Origin of the sequence: Rhizobium sp. YTUHZ044, from assembly GCF_051123975.1 — a bacterium.
GTDB lineage: Bacteria > Pseudomonadota > Alphaproteobacteria > Rhizobiales > Rhizobiaceae > Rhizobium.
In genome coordinates this window covers 2,628,402-2,644,692 of sequence record NZ_CP101426.1, presented here as the reverse complement: position 1 = coordinate 2,644,692, position 16,291 = coordinate 2,628,402, and the positions used below count along the sequence as shown (strand labels likewise).

The following is a 16,291-nucleotide window of genomic DNA, read 5'->3' as shown; positions in this document are numbered from 1 at the left end:
ATCGCGGCCTGTCGGAACCGGTGCCGACCAGACGTCCTCGAAGCATCGGACAGAAGTCCGGGATACTCGCCAACAAGGAGGCTGTCCATGCCCAAGGTCATTTCAAATCTCTGGTTCGCGGAGCAGGCACGCGAAGCCGTAGAATTCTACGTGTCGATCATTCCGGATTCCAGGATCGGCCGAACCACCATACTTCCGGCGGAAATCCCGAGCGGCCCTCCCGGCAGCGTCGAGCTGATCGAGTTCACGCTTGGCGACCAAGCCTTCCTGGCGATGAAGGCCGGTCCGCTCGACAGCTTCAACCATTCCTTTTCGGTAGCGATCCTTCTGGAAAGCCAGGCGGAGATCGATCGGATATGGGATGCCTTCCTCGCCAATGGCGGCACGCCGGAGGCCTGCGGCTGGCTGAAGGACCGCTGGGGCCTTTCCTGGCAGATCGTCCCGCGCGCGCTCTCCGAGATGATCGCCGACGAAGATCGCGAGCGGGCAAGGCGCGTCACCGAAGTCATGCTCGGCATGGTCAAGATCGATGTGGCTGCGCTGGAAAAGGCGTTCAACGGCTGAGAGCCAGGAGGCGCATGAGTAGGATATGCCGGTCGGATGTGACGTTCGCCCGGTTTCATTCTGCGGGCGGCGAACTCGCTGCCCGCTGTCGGAGCCGACTGGTCTCACCGGCGGGCAATCGCCGATTATTTACGGCTCGAATCACGGGCGCTATTGCATACCTTTTTTACTTCCATGTCACGTCGCTAAATGTGCTGATATCGCGACAAGCCTTTTCTCAACTACAATAAGAAACAGTTTCGTGGAGTAAAAAAATACCGGTGCATGCACGATTTTGTGCATTGCCACAAACGGCCGGTCAGCGTGGAATATACCTACGAAACTATTGATTCTTAGGAACGCCGTGGCCATCTCGATGGTTATACGGCTTAGAGCCTGCGGCATTACCTTAATGGAGGTCCCATGCTGAGTGAATCCGTATTCGATGCGTTCACACGCAGTTATGAAGCGCGCCGCGAAAGCGACATGTCGGTGTCGGAATATCTCGATCTCTGCAAAACCGACCCGATCGCCTATGCCAACGCGACCGAGCGTCTGCTCGCTGCCATAGGCGAACCACAGATGGTGGACACCGCCAAGGACGCGCGCCTCGGCAGGATCTTCATGAACAGGACCATCCGGGTTTATCCGGCCTTTGCCGGCTTTCACGGCATGGAAGAGACAATCGAACGCATCGTCTCCTTTTTTCGGCATGCGGCGCAGGGGCTCGAGGAGCGCAAGCAGATTCTTTATCTGCTCGGTCCGGTCGGCGGCGGCAAGTCGTCGCTGGCGGAGCGGCTGAAGCAGTTGATGGAGGTGTATCCGATCTACGTGCTGAAGGCCGGTGACGAGATCAGCCCTGTGTTCGAAAGCCCGCTCAATCTCTTCGATCCCGAGACGATGGGCTCGCTCCTGCAGGAGCAGTACGGGATCCCGCAGCGGCGCCTGAACGGATTGATGAGCCCGTGGTGCCTGAAGCGGCTCGACGACTTCGGCGGCGATATCTCCCGATTCCGCGTCGTCAGGATACAACCCTCGCGATTGCGCCAGATCGCGATTGCCAAGACCGAGCCTGGAGACGAGAACAACCAGGACATCTCCTCTTTGGTCGGCAAGGTGGATATCCGCAAACTGGAAACCTATTCTCAGAACGATCCGGATGCCTACAGCTATTCGGGCGGACTGAACCGTGCCAATCAGGGCGTGCTCGAATTCGTCGAGATGTTCAAGGCGCCGATCAAGATGCTGCACCCGCTGCTGACGGCAACGCAGGAGGGCAATTATATCGGCTCCGAGAATATCGGCGCCATACCTTTCTCCGGCATCGTCCTTGCGCATTCGAACGAGGCGGAATGGCAGACCTTCAAGGCCAACAAGAACAATGAGGCCTTCATCGACCGCATCTGCGTGATCAAAGTGCCCTATTGTCTCAGGGTTACAGAGGAACAGAAGATCTACGAAAAGCTGATCGAGGGATCGGAACTGGTGGATGCACCATGCGCCCCGGCAACGCTCGAAATGCTGGCGCGGTTCTCCGTCCTTTCGCGCCTGCGCAAGCACGAGAATTCGACCTTCTTCTCGAAGATGCGCACCTATGACGGGGAGAGCCTGAAGGAAAGCGATCCACGCGCCCGCAGCGTCCAGGAATACCGGGATGCTGCCGGGATCGACGAAGGCATGGACGGGATATCGACCCGTTTCGCCTTCAAAGTGCTCGCCTCCACCTTCAATCACGACACCACGGATATCGGCGCCGATCCCGTCCATCTGATGTATGTGCTGGAACAGGCGATCCGTCGCGAGCAGTTTCCCGACGATGTCGAGAAGCGTTATCTGGAATTCATCAAGGCCGATCTTGCGCCACGCTACGCAGAGTTCATTGGCAACGAGATTCAGAAGGCTTATCTTGAATCCTATGCGGACTACGGACAGAATCTGTTCGACCGCTATGTAGATTATGCCGATGCCTGGATCGAAGATGTGGACTTCAAGGATCCCGATACCGGTCAGCTTCTCGACCGCGAGCTCCTCAACCAGGAGCTAACGAAGATCGAAAAGCCGGCGGGGATCGCCAATCCAAAGGACTTCCGCAACGAAATTGTCAAGTTCTCTCTGAGATCGCGGGCAGCCAACGGCGGAAAAAATCCGTCATGGACGAGCTACGAGAAAATCCGGGAAGTCATCGAGAAGCGTATGTTCTCGCAGGTCGAAGATCTCTTGCCGGTCATTTCCTTCGGATCGAAGAAGGATTCGGAAACAGAAAAGAAGCATAGCGAATTCGTCTCGCGCATGGCCGCGCGAGGTTACACGGAACGGCAGGTTCGGCGCCTCGTCGAATGGTACATGCGCGTCAAACAGGCAAGTTAATGCGGAGCCATTATGCACATTGTCGACCGGCGGCTAAATCCGCGCGGTAAAAGTCTGGAAAATCGTCAGCGGTTCCTTCGACGCATGAAGGGAGCCGTGCAGCAGGCGGTGAAACGTTCGCTGCAAAATCGAAACATTCGAGACGTGCTCGACGGTGGGGAGATCAGCCTGCCGATCGATGGAATGGCCGAACCAAGCTTTCGACGGGGCGAAGGCGGCATCGCCGATCACATCCTGCCCGGGAACCGGGCTTTCGTCGAAGGGGACATCATTCCGCGGCCGCCGGGTGGAAAGGGCGGAAAACCAAAAGATGCAGGCGAAGGCGACGGTGAGGACGGCTTCCGCTTCGTGCTGACGCGGGAGGAATTCCTCGATGTGTTCCTCGATGATCTTGAATTGCCAGACCTTGCCAAGCGGCGTCTAGCCGAAACGGAGGAAGAAACTCCGTTTCGGGCCGGTTATTCCGTATCGGGATCCCCCGCCAACATTGCCGTCGGTCGCACCACGAAGCTGGCGATGATGCGCCGCGTTGCGCTTGGCCGCCCGCGCCGCGAAGAAATCGAAGCCCTGCAGCGGCAGATCGAGGAATGCGAGGACGACGAGACCCGCGTGACGCTTGAGGCAAAACTCAAATCCCTGACGGAAAAAAGCCGGCGCATTCCCTATATCGATCCGCTCGACGTGCGTTATCGCCGCTTCGAAAACGAGCCGAAGCCTGTCGCCAAAGCGGTGATGTTCTGCCTGATGGACGTCTCGGGCTCCATGTCGGAGCACATGAAGGACCTTGCCAAGCGGTTCTACCTGCTGCTCTACCTTTTCCTGTCGAAACGCTACAAGAAAGTGGAAATCGTCTTCATCCGCCATACTGACAGGGCAGAGGAGGTCGACGAAGAAACCTTCTTCTACGGTCCTGCGACGGGCGGCACGCTGGTGTCGAGCGCGCTTGCCGCCATGCGGGCGATCATCGCGGCGCGTTTCGATCCGGCGGAGTGGAATATCTATGGCGCCCAAGCCTCGGACGGCGACAACGCCCATTCGGACGGAAATCTGACCGGGCAGCTGCTGCGCGAGATTTTGCCGCTGTGCCAGTATTTCGCCTATATCGAAGTCGGCGAGGAAGGCGGCGATTCTTCAGTGTCGCGGTCGCCCCTCTGGATGCTCTATGACGGGATCCGTTCCGAACCGCTGCCGCTTTCGATGCGCAAGGTCTGCCGGCGAAGCGAAATATTCCCTGTTTTCCACGATCTCTTCCAGAAACGTGAGGCACAGTCGAAGGTGACGCCATGACCATGACGGTGAGGCCAAGAGAGCGGCTCTTATTCGAGGGAGCCGACTGGGACTTTGCAACGCTGCAGCGCATCCATGATGCGTGCGAGGAGATCGCGCTCGGCGAGCTCGGTCTCGATGTCTATCCGAACCAGATCGAAGTCATCACCTCGGAGCAGATGCTGGATGCCTATTCCTCGACCGGCATGCCGCTGTTTTACCGCCATTGGTCCTTCGGAAAACACTTTGCGCATCATGAAACCTTCTACCGCCGCGGGATGCGCGACCTTGCCTATGAGATCGTCATCAACAGTTCTCCCTGCATCTCATATCTGATGGAGGAAAACACGGCGACGATGCAGACGCTCGTCATCGCCCATGCGGCCTTCGGCCACAATCACTTCTTCAAGAACAATTATCTCTTCAAGCTCTGGACCGATGCCGAGGGAATTCTCGATTACCTTGATTTCGCCAAGGGTTATATCACCCGCTGCGAAGAGCGTTACGGCGAGACGGCCGTCGAAAGAACGCTCGATGCGGCGCATGCGCTGATGTCGCATGGGGTGCATCGATATGCCGGCAAGACCACAATCGACCTTCGCCAGGAGGAGAAGCGGCAGCAGGAGCGTCGCGCCCACGAAGAGCAGATGTTCAACGACCTGTGGCGCACGGTTCCCGTCGGCAAGGCGAAGAAGGCGGGTGACATCGGCTTGGAGAAGCGCCGTGCCGCGCTCGGTCTCCCGCAGGATAACATCCTCTATTTTCTTGAGAAATCCGCGCCCCGGCTGCAGCCGTGGCAGCGCGAGATCCTTCGCATCGTCCGCCACGTCGCGCAATATTTCCACCCCCAGCGGCAGACTAAGGTGATGAATGAGGGAACCGCCACCTTTGTCCATTACCAGATCATGAACCGGCTTCACGAGCGGGGGCAGATCAGCGACGGGAACTTCCTCGAATTCCTGAAGTCCCACGCCAATGTCGTCTTCCAGCCAAACTACGACGATCGGCGGTTCTCGGGCTTCAATCCCTATGCGCTTGGTTTTGCGATGATGCAGGACATCGAGAGGGTCGTCACGAAGCCGACGGAAGAGGACCGGGCATGGTTTCCCGATATTGCGGGACGAGGCGACGCGATGGGGGTCCTGCGCGACGTTTGGGCAAATTATCGGGACGAAAGTTTCATCAGTCAGTTCCTGAGCCCGAACCTGATCCGGCGGTTGCGGCTGTTCCATCTCTACGACGACCCGGAACAGACCGAAGGTGTGCTGGTCTCGGCAATTCACAATGAGCGTGGCTATCTGCGCATCCGCCGCCAGCTCTCCCGCGAATACGATATCGGCTGGACCGATCCGGCAATCGATATCGTCGATGTCGATCTCGCCGGCGACCGGCGACTGCTGCTGCAGCATATCGTCATGAACGGCTGCTATCTGCAGGAAGGTGACACGAAGCTCGTTCTTCAACATCTCGCCGATCTCTGGGGCTACGATGTGTTGCTTCAGGAAATCGACGGTTCGAGCACCGTGGCGAAAGAACATACGGCGAGTCCGCGCAAGATCGTTCAATGATCTGGGTTTCTTGCGGCGCGCCGGGCTAACGCGCGTCGTGCGCGTCCATCCATTCGTCCGCATCCGGCGGCGATCTGCAATTATCGATGGCAACAAACACAAAGGCTGCGTAATTTACCGCCGCTGCAATCGTTCATATTGGTCTCCACTCAACCCAATTCCACCTTGCAGCGACCTTTCGGGGCCGATAGCGCAAAGGCGAGTGACCATGAGCGAAACCCGGCGGAAGCTGACGACGATCTTCTGTGCTGACGTGCAGGACTATACGCGGCTGATGGGAGCCGACGAGGAGGGGACGCTCGCGACGCTGAAGCGCTGCCGCGAGGCGATGGCACACCTCATCGAAAGCCATGGCGGCCGTGTCGTCAACACCTGGGGCGACGGGTTGATCGCCGAGTTTCCGAGCGTGGTCGAGGCGGTGCGCGCCGCCGTCGATACGCAGAACGAACTTGCCGGCTTCAATGCCCGCCGCCCAAGCGACGGGCGCATGCTCTTCCGCATCGGCATCAATCTCGGCGACGTGATCGTCGAGGGCGATGACATCTATGGCGACGGTGTCAATATCGCCGCGCGGCTGCAGGCCTCGGCCGCCCCCGGCGGCATCGTGATATCGAGCACCGTCTACGACCAGGTGCGCAACAAGGTGGCGGTCGGTTTCGAGTTTCTCGGGCCGCTGATGGTGAAGAACGTCGAAGAGGGCGTGCCGAGCTATGCGGTGAGAATCGGCGACGGAAGCGACGAGGCCCCGCCTGCCGAACGACCCGTCGCCGCCCGGCCGCAGCCAGCGGCCGCCGTCATGACCGAGGCAAGGCCGGCGCCTGGCGGACGGAAGCTGTTTGCCGTGCTCGGCGTCATCGCCGTCATGCTGATCGCCATCAATCTCCTGTCGTGGGAGGGCGTTTTCTGGGCGCGGTTTCCCGTGCTGGCGCTTGCCGTGGTGGCGGCGCTTGCCTGGAATCGCGGCCAGACCTGGTTCGATCGCAAGTTTGCCACGCTCGCGATCGTCGCGCTCGGCATCATCGGCATCAACCTCTTCACCTGGAGCGGGACCTTCTGGGCGGTGTGGCCGATACTGGGGATCGCAGCGACGATCGGCCTGCGGTGGTCGATGCGCCGATAGACATTGCTCTTCACTGGTTTTGCTGGATATCCCGTACCGACAGAGCCTGCGAGAAGACGTTTGCGAGCTTCGTTCAAGCAAAAGTGAGCGGCCGGATTATTTCCAATCTTTGCTGATATTACAAATCGGTAATGCCGGGTGCTTATGCTTGCCGTTAAGCTGCAAAAGCGCGATATTGTCGCACCAGCCGGGAATCTCGATCCCTGGGGATTAGATCTCCGGGATGCCGATCGCGCAGCGCCTCTTTCGACCGACCCTGGTCCAACCTCGAGTCCCTCCGGAGACGTGAATGGCCTATTGGAAGCAGTTTGTACTTTCGCTCATCGTCATCATTGCCGGTTTTGCCGCGTGGGTTTTCCTTGCGCCCGGCGCCGGCGACAAGATGCGCGATGCAGGCATTCCGGATAGCCTCGTTTCCATGATCGCGCCTAAAGCTCCTGAAACAGCTGATGCCGGTGCTTCCGGCGGGGGGCAGGGGCAACGGGGCCAAGGGCCGGGACAGGGACAGAACCACCGCAGCGGCGGCGGGCGCAACAGCGCCATTCTCGTCGCGACGCAGGCCGTCGTTCAAGGCGTCGTCAACGACCGGCTGAACGCCATCGGCACGGGGGATGCGATCCGCTCGGTCGCGGTGACGCCGCAGGCCACGGGCACGATCCGCGAAATACTCATCAAGTCGGGCGACAGGGTGAAGGCGGGGCAGGTTCTCGCCAAGCTGGACAGCGAGGAGCAGGTGATCGCCCGTGGCCAGGCGGATGTGGCGGTGAAAGCCGCCGTCGAGAAGTCCAATCTCTACCACAACATCAAATCCAGCGTGTCGCGCATGGACGTCTTCGATTCCGAGATCGCCGAGCAGGGCGCGCGGCTGCAGCTGCAGGCCGCCGAGCTCAATCTCGCCCGGCGCAACATCACGGCGCCGATTGACGGCATCGTCGGCATCGTGCCGGTCAATATCGGCGATAATGTCACGACATCAACGCCGATCGTCACATTGGACGACCGATCGGAAATCCTCGTCGACTTTTGGGTGCCGGAGCGTTTTTCCAATACGGTTGCAGTCGGCCAGCCGGTGGAGGCGATGTCGGTGGCAAAGCCTGGGCAGGTGTTTTCGGGCGTGATAGAGGCGATCGACAACCGTATCGACGCGGCAAGCCGCACGCTGCGCCTGCGCGCCCGGATCGACAACTCTTCCGACGAGCTGCGCGCCGGCATGTCCTTCAGCGTCAGCATGAAATTTCCCGGCGACAAATACCCGGCGGTCGATCCGCAATCCGTGCAGTGGGATTCGCAAGGATCTTTCGTGTGGCAGGTGACGGACGACAAGTCGCACAAGGTGCGGGTGAGAATCGTGCAGCGCAATCCCGACTTCATTCTCGTCAAGGCCGATCTCAAGGACGGCGATAAGATCGTGACGCAGGGCCTGCAGCGCGTGCGTGAGGGCGGCGCGGTCCGTGTTTCCGCCGATATCGCCGCGAGCGGGGAGGTCGCGACCCAATGAGCGTGACCGAGATGCCTCAGGACCGAGCGTCGGGCAAGCAGAGCTTCACCGCGCTTTTCGTTCGCCGGCCGATCCTGGCGCTGGTGTTCAACACGCTAATGGTCGTCGCCGGCCTTGCAGCCTATGTCGGCGTCGAAGTGCGAGAGCTGCCGGATGTCGACCGTCCCGTTGTCACGGTACGCACCACCTTCGACGGCGCTTCGCCGCAGACGATTGACCAGGAACTGACCAAGGTGATCGAAGGCGCCGCCGCCCGCGTCAGCGGCCTGAAATCGATCTCGTCTACTTCTTCGTTCGGCCAGAGCCGGGTAACGCTCGAATTCTCCGATGCGATCGATCTCGCGGTCGCCGCCAACGACGTGCGCGATGCAATCGGCCGCATCACCCAGAACCTGCCCGACGAGGCGGATGCGCCGCAGATCGTCAAGGCGGATTCAGATTCCTCGGCGATCATGCGCCTTGCCGTCACCTCGACCAAGCTCAACATGGACGACCTGACGCAACTGGTCGAGAACGAGGTGATCGATCGCCTCGCCTCCGTCGACGGCGTCGCCGATGTCGAGGAATATGGCGAACAGGAAAAGGTATTCCGCGTCGATGTCGATCAGGGAGCGCTTGCCAGCCGCGGGCTGACGATCGGCGACATGACGAAGGCGCTGGACAATGCCGCGCTCGACGTTCCCGCCGGCTCGCTGAAGAGCACGACGCAGGATATCGTCGTGCGCGCTACCGCCAACCTGCAGACGCCGGCGGATTTTTCCAAGGTTATGCTGCAGGACCGCGTCCGGTTGGGCGACGTGGCGACCGTGACGCTCGGGCCCCGCGACGGCGATACGGCGCTGCGTTCAAACGGCAAGGCGGGCATCGGCCTTGGCATCATCCGCCAGGCGCAGTCGAATACGCTGAATATCTCGACCGGCATCAAGGCTGCCGTCGAGCAGCTGTCGAAGACGCTGCCTGAGGGAACGACGATCGCTATCACTAGCGACGACGCCGTCTTCATCCAGGGCGCAATCCATGAGGTGGTGCTGGCGCTGGTGCTCGCCGCCGTCATTGTCACCGCCGTCATCTATCTCTTCCTGCGCGACTGGCGGGCGACGCTGATCCCGGCCGTCAGCATGCCGGTGGCGCTGATCGGGACTCTGGCCGCGATCTACATGGTCGGATTCTCGATCAACATCCTGACGCTGCTCGCCATCGTGCTCGCCACCGGCCTCGTCGTCGACGACGCGATCGTGGTGCTCGAAAACATCGTGCGCCGGCGCGCCGAGGGCATGGGGCCGCGTGCGGCCGCCGTGCTCGGCACGCGCGAGGTATTCTTCGCCGTTATCGCCACGACGGCGACGCTCGCGGCCGTCTTCATCCCGCTCTCCTTCCTGCCAGGGCAGGTCGGCGGTCTCTTCCGCGAATTCGGCTTCGTGCTCGCCTTCTCGGTCGGACTGTCGTCGATCGTGGCGCTGACATTGTGCCCGATGCTTGCCTCGCGCATGTTGACGAAGCCGATGATTGAAGATCACGGCGCCGTCGGCCGTTTCGGCGGCGCGCTCGCTCGTTGCTATAAATGGGCGCTGCACGGATGCCTCAATGCGCCCTTCGTCGTTATCCTGGTCTCGATGATTTTTGCCGGCGCGGCACTCATCGCCTTCTCGACGGTCAAGAGTGAACTGACCCCGGAAGAGGACCGGTCGCTGGTGATGATGCGGCTGACGACGCCGCAGGGATCGAGCCTGGAGTATACCCGAGACAAGATGCAGCTCGTCGAGGAATATCTGCAGCCGCTGGTCGACAGCGGTGACATTCGCAATGTCTTCTCGATCTCCGGTCAGGGCGGCTCGCTGAACAGCGGCTTCATGGTGCTGACGCTTGCCCCTTGGGGAGAGCGGCAGAGGACGCAGGCGGAGATCGTCGGCGACATCAACCAGGCGGCGGCGAAGGTGCCGGCGCTGCGCGGCAACGCCATTTCCTCCAACAGCCTGCGCATCCGCGGCGCCGGCAGCGGCGTGCAAATGGCGCTTGTTGGTAACGATCACGAGGCGCTGACGGCGGCGGCCGCCAAGCTGGTGCAGGCGCTCGATGCCACCGGCCAATACGATACGCCGCGGCTGACCAACGAGCCCAGCCAGGCGCAGGTATCGGTGGCGATCGACCGCGAGCGCGCGTCCGATCTCGGCATCGACATATCAGGGCTTTCGACGGCGATCCAGTCGCTGCTCGAAGGGCGCTCGGTGGTCGACGTCTTCGTCGACGGCGAATCCTATCCCGTGCTTTTGACTTCGACGACGCGGCCGATCGATGATCCCACGGATCTCGAAAACGTGTTCCTGAAAACCAGCGACGGCAAGATCGTGCCGATGTCCGTCATTGGCACGATGAAGGAAGGTTCGGTCGCGCCGCAGCTGAACCGCGAGCAGCAGCTCGCCTCGGTCGCGATCACCGCCGGCCTCAGGAACGGCATGTCGCTCGGCGATGCAGTCAGACAGGTGACGGAACTTGCGGAACCCCTGCTGCCGCCCGGCGCGCGTCTACTGCCGCTTGCGGAAGCCGCGACGCTGGAAGAGAATTCGAGCGGCATGGCGCTGACCTTCGGCTTTGCCATCGTCATCATCTTCCTGGTTCTCGCCGCCCAGTTCGAAAGCGTGCTCTCCTCGGTGATCATCATGTCGACCGTGCCGCTCGGCCTTGCCTGCGCCGTCTTCGCTTTGATCATCACCGGCTCCAGCCTGAATATCTACAGCCAGATCGGCCTGGTGCTGCTCGTCGGCGTGATGGCGAAGAACGGCATCCTGATCGTCGAATTCGCCAATCAGCTGCGCGACAGGGGCGAGGACGTGCGCTCCTCGATCGAAAAGGCCTGCGCGCTGCGCCTTCGCCCGGTGATGATGACGATGATCGCCACCATTCTCGGCGGCGTGCCGCTGGTCTTTGCCCATGGCGCGGGTGCGGAAGCGCGCGTGGCGCTCGGCTGGGTGATCGTCGGCGGCCTCGGTTTCGCCACGTTGGTGACGCTGTTCATCACACCGGTCGCCTATCTCCTGCTTGCCCGCTTCGCCAAACCGCATGCGCATGAGGAGGCGCGCCTGCACGAGGAGATGTCGGTCGCGACAAGGCCGCTTGCGGCACCCGGCGAGGAGCAGCTGCAGGCCGCCGAATAAGCCTTCCATCCGCATTGAACACGCCGCCGGATTGCCTTCGGCGGCGTTTCTTATGGTGTATGAAGTCTTGCGGAATAAGATAAATTTCCTCTGAAGATTAGCCGTTTTTTAAGCATAAGCGGCAATGATCGTGGCCAGGAACCGTGGCCTTCTTCGTTTCTTGAAGGCAATGCGCTGGAGACCCAGCGACCCCGGACATGAGTGTCTGCGTGGAAGGTTCATCCCTGTTCAGTTGCGTTCTGTTGTGTTTTTGGAGTCTAGTTCCGTGAGTATTTATCAGCGCGTTTCCGTTGATGCGGCGCTCTCTGTGCTGCGTGATATCAATCGCAGTATGACGGTCACGCAGAACCACATCACGACAGGCATGCGTGTCGCCAAAGCGGCCGACAACGCCGTCTACTGGTCGATCGCCACCACCGCACGCACCGACAACAAGGCCGTTTCGGCGATCCAGGACGCGCTCGGTATGGCGGCTGCGACGATGGGCACGGCCTATACCGGTGTGCAGAATGTCATCGACGTCGTCTCCGAGATCAAGGCCAAGCTTGTCGCCGCCACCGAGAACGGGGTCGACAAGAACAAGATCAACGAAGAACTCAAACAGTTGCAGGAGCAGCTGCGCAGCGTTTCGGAATCGGCAACCTTCAACAGCGATAACTGGGTGATCCTCAATAATGATGCGACGCCCACGCAGCCGCGCCAGATTCCGGCGTCCTTCATTCGCAATGCCGACGGCACGGTCTCTGTGGGCATGCTGAGCTACCATATCGACAATACGCCTGTCGGGGCCACAACCTCAAAGGATGCGCGCTACCTGATCGACGACCGGGCCACCGGTTCGGGCGAATACGGCGTGCTGACCTCGGCCTATTTCGCCACCGAGCTCGGGACCGCGCAGAACTACGTGCTGATAACCAGCAAAAACGGGACCACAGCAGGGCAGGTCGTCATTTCGCTATCGGCAAACACGACGAAAGGGCAGGTCGACGAAATGATCAGCGTCGTCGATGCCGCGCTGACGCAGTTGACGACGGTCGGATCTGCCTTCGGCGCGCTGGAAAAACGCATTGAGCTGCAGAACGACTTCGCCACGCAGCTGCACGACAACGTCACCGCCGGAATCGGCCGGCTCGTCGATGCCGATATGGAGGAGGAGTCGAGCAGGCTCAGGGCGCTGCAGACGCAGCAGCAGCTCGGTCTGCAATCGCTGAACATCGCTAATGCGACCTACGATACGGTCAGGCAGCTGTTCCAGAATTTCTAAAGGTTGATCATCCAGCTAACCGCTCTCGTGGTTCGAGGCGGCCCCTTGGGCCTCCGCACCATGAGGGCTAATTGTTGTGCTCTTCACTGCGTCTTGCGTTGGCAAGCCGCGACTCCGACCTCATCCTGAGGTGCCTCACAGGGGCCTCGAAGGGCGGGGCCGGCCACTGGCGTTCCGCGCGATATCAGATGCAGCCTAGCGCCCCACCTATTGATAAAAACTGGTGATATCAGCGCATTGCTGCAACATGGCTGCTGTTTCGGCGCCTGAAATTCCCCTATCAAGGGAACATCTTCATTTTCTTGCCGTAATCCTTGCCATTTGCTCGCATCAGTTTTGAACGGAGACCGTCCTGTCCATGATCAAGAAATTCATACTTCTGGCTGTCGCAGCAAGCTATCTCAGCGCCTGCACGACGACCGATCCCTATACTGGTGAGCAGAAAGTTTCCAATACCGCGGGCGGTGCTGCGCTCGGCGCGCTCGGTGGCGCTCTCGTCGGTGTGGCCGTCGGCGGCGGCGGACATGGCAAGCGCAACGCAGCGCTGATCGGCGCCGGTATCGGCGCGCTGGCCGGCGGCGCGATCGGCAACTACATGGACCAGCAGGAAGCCGAGCTTCGCGCCCAGCTCGAAGGTACCGGCATCTCCGTCACCCGCCAGGGCGACAACATCATCCTCAACATGCCCTCGAACATCACTTTCGACGTCGACCAGGATGCCGTGAAACCGGGCTTCTATCCGACGCTGAATTCGGTGGCGATCGTGCTGCGCAAGTTCAACCGCACGCTGATTGACGTCAACGGCCATACGGATTCGACCGGCAGCTTGCAGCATAACCAGGACCTGTCGCAGCGCCGCGCGCTTTCGGTTGCCGATTATCTCGGCGGCCAAGGTATCGACCAGCGCCGCGTCTCCGCCGTCGGTTTCGGCCCGTCCCAACCCGTCGCCTCCAACGCGAGCGAAGCTGGACGTGCCCAGAACCGCCGCGTCGAAATCCAGATCGCGCCGATCACGCAGGGCTGAGCAGGCGCTCTTTCAGACAACAGAGGCCGAGCTCGCGCTCGGCCTCTTTCGTTTCCGCTGATCGCATCAATGCTGCATCGTCGCGCCTTTGGTGATCTTGTCGACGATCTTCTTGTCGGCTCTGATCGCGATGCCGACGACATTGGCGTCGTCAGGGGCAAACTCGGCAAAGACGGCGCGGTTGGCGGCGTCGTGGCCGGTGGCAAACATCTCCTCGATGAAGATGGAGGAGGTTACCTCACGTTCCAGCGCGCGGCGGTGGATGGTCGATATCGTCGCTTCGTCGGCGGAAAGCACGATGATTGGCTGGATCGATAGCGGATTGTACAGATTGCCGGCGCGGTCCTTGTAGGGCTCGCCGATGATCTCAGGATATTGTCCGACGATGCCTGTCGACAGGAAGGCTGTGACGTTCAGCTTCTGCCAGCCAGCAAGATTGTTTCGCAGGACGATCGCAATTTTGGTATCAAACATTCCAGTCTCTCTCATCAGGGTATCGAAACGCGTTGAGCCAGGATCTAACGCCGCAGGTCTTCGAGGGTCTTGAACGTTTGTGCGAGCCGCAGGTGGGCAGCGGCATGCTGGCCGTGCCCGCCGGCAGCGGCATCCTGACTGCGCCCGCCTTTCCCGGCATCGAGCGTATCGAGGCGCAGTTTTCCGGCAACGTCTTCGAGCCGCATCGGCATGATACCTATGCGCTTGGTGTCACGCTGCACGGCGTTCAGACTTTCACATATCGCGGCGAGCGGCGCTTCAGCCTGCCGGGGCAGGTGATCGTGCTGCATCCCGACGAGGAGCATGACGGCGGCGCGGCGACCGAGGCCGGGCTGCATTACCGCATGCTCTACCTGGAGCCTTCGCTGCTGATGGAATGCCTTGAGGTGGAGAAGGTCGGGCTTCCCTTCGTCGAGCAGCCCGTGACTGCCGATAGTGCGCTGGCGAAGGTGCTTCTGGGAGCGCTCGGCGCACTCGATCGGGAGCTGGACGAGCTTTTCGTCGACGATTTCGTCAGCCGCGTCGCCGGTGGCTTGTTACGGCATTCGCAGGTGCGCCGCCGGCCACTGGGCACGGTCGCCTGGCGGCAGGTGCGGGCAGCACGCGATTATCTGGAGGCACATGCGCTCAGGCCGGTGCGCTCGGACGAACTGGAGAAGATTACCGGCCTCGACCGCTTCACGCTGTCACGGCATTTCCGCACGGCCTTTGCCACCAGCCCGCACCGTTACTTGCTGATGCGGCGCCTGCAGCAGGCGAGGGCGCTGATGGGTGCCGGCGAGGGTTTTGCCGATGTGGCGGCCGCGACGGGTTTTGCCGACCAGGCGCATTTCAATCGCCATTTCAAGAAGGCGTACGGCGTCACTCCCGGCCAGTGGGTCAGTCTCAGACGGGATTTTCCGCAAGGCCGGAACGGCGCGCGATGAAGCGGGCGAGCGCCGGCCCGATCAGCAGAATGACCAAGAAACGGCCGGTCTGCATCGCCATCACGAAGGGCACGTCGACATCGCTTGATGCGGCGATAATGGCGACGGAATCGGCTCCGCCGGGGCTGGTGGCGAGATAGGCGGTCAGCGGATCGATGCCGGCGAAGACGTGCAGTGCCGCTGCCATGCAGCCGCAGAGCGCCATCAGCAGCACGATGCAGGCGGCGACCCGCGGCAGGGCGCGCGCCACGTGGCTGATGATCGAGCGGGTGAAACGCAGGCCGATGCTCCAGCCGACGAACGCATAGGCCGTGGCGAGCAGCCACATCGGCAGCTCGATCTTCAGCAGGCCGATGCCTTGCAGGAAGGCGCCGAGAAAGAGCGGAACGATGATCATGCCGCCCTGGATGCGCAGGCGGCGTACGGCATAGGTGCAAAAGCCGGCAAAGGCGAGCGTCGCCGCAAGGGCCGGCCAGTCGACTGCGGGAAAGAGGACGAGCGGCGGCGGCTCGCCACCGTCGGCCGCCACCCAGAGGCGCGAAATCGCCGAAGCGCCGACGGCGACGAAGACGACGCGCAGATACTGCATGAAGGCGACGAGGCGGGCATCGGCGCCATAGGCTTCCGACATGATGACCATGGCGGAGGCAGCGCCCGGCGACGAGCCCCAGACGGCCGTTGTGCCCGGCAGCACCTGCCAGCGCGTCAACAGCCAGCCGAGACCGGTGGCGATGGCGATCACCGAGAAGACGAACAGCAGGAAGAGCGGCGCTTCCTTCGCCATGGCGCCGAGAATATCAGGGGTGATGGTGCGCGCCATCATCAGACCGACGAGGACCTGACCGAACTGCAGCGGCTGAAGCGGCACGCGAAGCTTTCCCTTGCCGACGGTCAGCGCCAGCACGATGGCGGCAACCATCGGTCCGATCAGCAGCGAGGCGGGCAGGGCGAAGAGTTCGAGAAAGACGGTGAAGGCCGTGGAAAGCGTGAGCAGCAGCGCCCATTTCGGCAGGCCGGCATCCCGCATCAGGCGGCGTGCGTGGCTGAGTGGCATGAATCCCCGTATGT

12 protein-coding genes are annotated in these 16,291 nt (G+C 61.2%); 10 read left to right on the top strand and 2 right to left on the bottom strand.

The window, feature by feature from the left end; genetic code table 11:
• Positions 1 to 87: 87 nt before the first annotated feature.
• The 9 genes from NL154_RS13235 to NL154_RS13195 all read left to right on the top strand — a co-directional run bounded on the left by NL154_RS13235 (position 88) and on the right by NL154_RS13195 (position 13,802).
• Positions 88 to 564 (top strand): VOC family protein, encoded by a 477-nt coding sequence (locus NL154_RS13235; protein ID WP_434732795.1) that lies wholly within the window; start codon positions 88 to 90, stop codon positions 562 to 564.
• Between the two features lie 402 nt (positions 565 to 966).
• A complete protein-coding gene (locus tag NL154_RS13230) occupies positions 967 to 2,910 on the top strand; it encodes a PrkA family serine protein kinase (protein WP_434732794.1) in 1,944 nt (647 codons plus the stop codon).
• 12 nt (positions 2,911 to 2,922) lie between these two features.
• Positions 2,923 to 4,197 (top strand): YeaH/YhbH family protein, encoded by a 1,275-nt coding sequence (locus NL154_RS13225; RefSeq protein ID WP_210630641.1) that lies wholly within the window; start codon positions 2,923 to 2,925, stop codon positions 4,195 to 4,197.
• Positions 4,194 to 5,744 carry a SpoVR family protein gene (locus NL154_RS13220; protein ID WP_210630642.1) on the top strand — a complete coding sequence of 517 codons (1,551 nt, stop codon included), beginning with the start codon at positions 4,194 to 4,196 and terminating at the stop codon, positions 5,742 to 5,744. Before NL154_RS13225 ends, NL154_RS13220 begins: the two co-directional genes overlap by 4 nt.
• Positions 5,745 to 5,952: 208 nt before the next feature.
• Complete coding sequence (locus NL154_RS13215; protein ID WP_434732793.1) at positions 5,953 to 6,864, top strand: adenylate/guanylate cyclase domain-containing protein; 912 nt, start codon at positions 5,953 to 5,955, stop codon at positions 6,862 to 6,864.
• 289 nt (positions 6,865 to 7,153) lie between these two features.
• Positions 7,154 to 8,362, top strand: a complete 1,209-nt coding sequence (locus NL154_RS13210; RefSeq protein WP_434732792.1) for an efflux RND transporter periplasmic adaptor subunit — start codon at positions 7,154 to 7,156, stop codon at positions 8,360 to 8,362.
• Positions 8,359 to 11,514, top strand: coding sequence for an efflux RND transporter permease subunit (locus NL154_RS13205; RefSeq protein ID WP_434732791.1), 3,156 nt, complete (start codon positions 8,359 to 8,361; stop codon positions 11,512 to 11,514). Before NL154_RS13210 ends, NL154_RS13205 begins: the two co-directional genes overlap by 4 nt.
• A gap of 265 nt (positions 11,515 to 11,779) precedes the next feature.
• The gene (locus tag NL154_RS13200) at positions 11,780 to 12,778 is read left to right on the top strand and encodes a flagellin (protein ID WP_210630646.1); all 999 of its coding nucleotides are present in this window, start codon (positions 11,780 to 11,782) and stop codon (positions 12,776 to 12,778) included.
• A 358-nt stretch (positions 12,779 to 13,136) separates the two neighbouring features.
• On the top strand, positions 13,137 to 13,802 hold the full coding sequence (locus NL154_RS13195; protein WP_064694663.1) for an OmpA family protein: 666 nt from the start codon (positions 13,137 to 13,139) through the stop codon (positions 13,800 to 13,802).
• Positions 13,803 to 13,868: 66 nt separating this feature from the next.
• Here the strand turns inward: NL154_RS13195 and NL154_RS13190 are convergent, their stop codons facing one another.
• A complete protein-coding gene (locus NL154_RS13190) occupies positions 13,869 to 14,276 on the bottom strand; it encodes a DUF2000 family protein (protein ID WP_210630647.1) in 408 nt (135 codons plus the stop codon).
• Between the two features lie 32 nt (positions 14,277 to 14,308).
• Between NL154_RS13190 and NL154_RS13185 the strand changes: the two genes are divergently transcribed.
• Positions 14,309 to 15,223 carry an AraC family transcriptional regulator gene (locus NL154_RS13185; RefSeq protein WP_210630648.1) on the top strand — a complete coding sequence of 305 codons (915 nt, stop codon included), beginning with the start codon at positions 14,309 to 14,311 and terminating at the stop codon, positions 15,221 to 15,223.
• On the opposite strand, the gene NL154_RS13180 is transcribed toward NL154_RS13185, so the two are convergent.
• On the bottom strand, positions 15,183 to 16,277 hold the full coding sequence (locus tag NL154_RS13180; RefSeq protein WP_434732790.1) for an AbrB family transcriptional regulator: 1,095 nt from the start codon (positions 16,275 to 16,277) through the stop codon (positions 15,183 to 15,185). The genes NL154_RS13185 and NL154_RS13180 overlap by 41 nt on opposite strands.
• Between the last annotated feature and the right edge of the window lie 14 nt (positions 16,278 to 16,291).

Bases quoted from the DNA above. Each gene is read 5' to 3' on its own strand.
- NL154_RS13225 (WP_210630641.1), top strand. From the start codon at position 2,923: ATGCACATTGTCGACCGGCGGCTAAATCCGCGCGGTAAAAGTCTGGAA.
- NL154_RS13195 (WP_064694663.1), top strand. From the start codon at position 13,137: ATGATCAAGAAATTCATACTTCTGGCTGTCGCAGCAAGCTATCTCAGC.
- NL154_RS13215 (WP_434732793.1), top strand. From the start codon at position 5,953: ATGAGCGAAACCCGGCGGAAGCTGACGACGATCTTCTGTGCTGACGTG.
- NL154_RS13210 (WP_434732792.1), top strand. From the start codon at position 7,154: ATGGCCTATTGGAAGCAGTTTGTACTTTCGCTCATCGTCATCATTGCC.
- NL154_RS13180 (WP_434732790.1), bottom strand. From the start codon at position 16,277: ATGCCACTCAGCCACGCACGCCGCCTGATGCGGGATGCCGGCCTGCCG.
- NL154_RS13190 (WP_210630647.1), bottom strand. From the start codon at position 14,276: ATGTTTGATACCAAAATTGCGATCGTCCTGCGAAACAATCTTGCTGGC.
- NL154_RS13230 (WP_434732794.1), top strand. From the start codon at position 967: ATGCTGAGTGAATCCGTATTCGATGCGTTCACACGCAGTTATGAAGCG.
- NL154_RS13220 (WP_210630642.1), top strand. From the start codon at position 4,194: ATGACCATGACGGTGAGGCCAAGAGAGCGGCTCTTATTCGAGGGAGCC.
- NL154_RS13235 (WP_434732795.1), top strand. From the start codon at position 88: ATGCCCAAGGTCATTTCAAATCTCTGGTTCGCGGAGCAGGCACGCGAA.
- NL154_RS13205 (WP_434732791.1), top strand. From the start codon at position 8,359: ATGAGCGTGACCGAGATGCCTCAGGACCGAGCGTCGGGCAAGCAGAGC.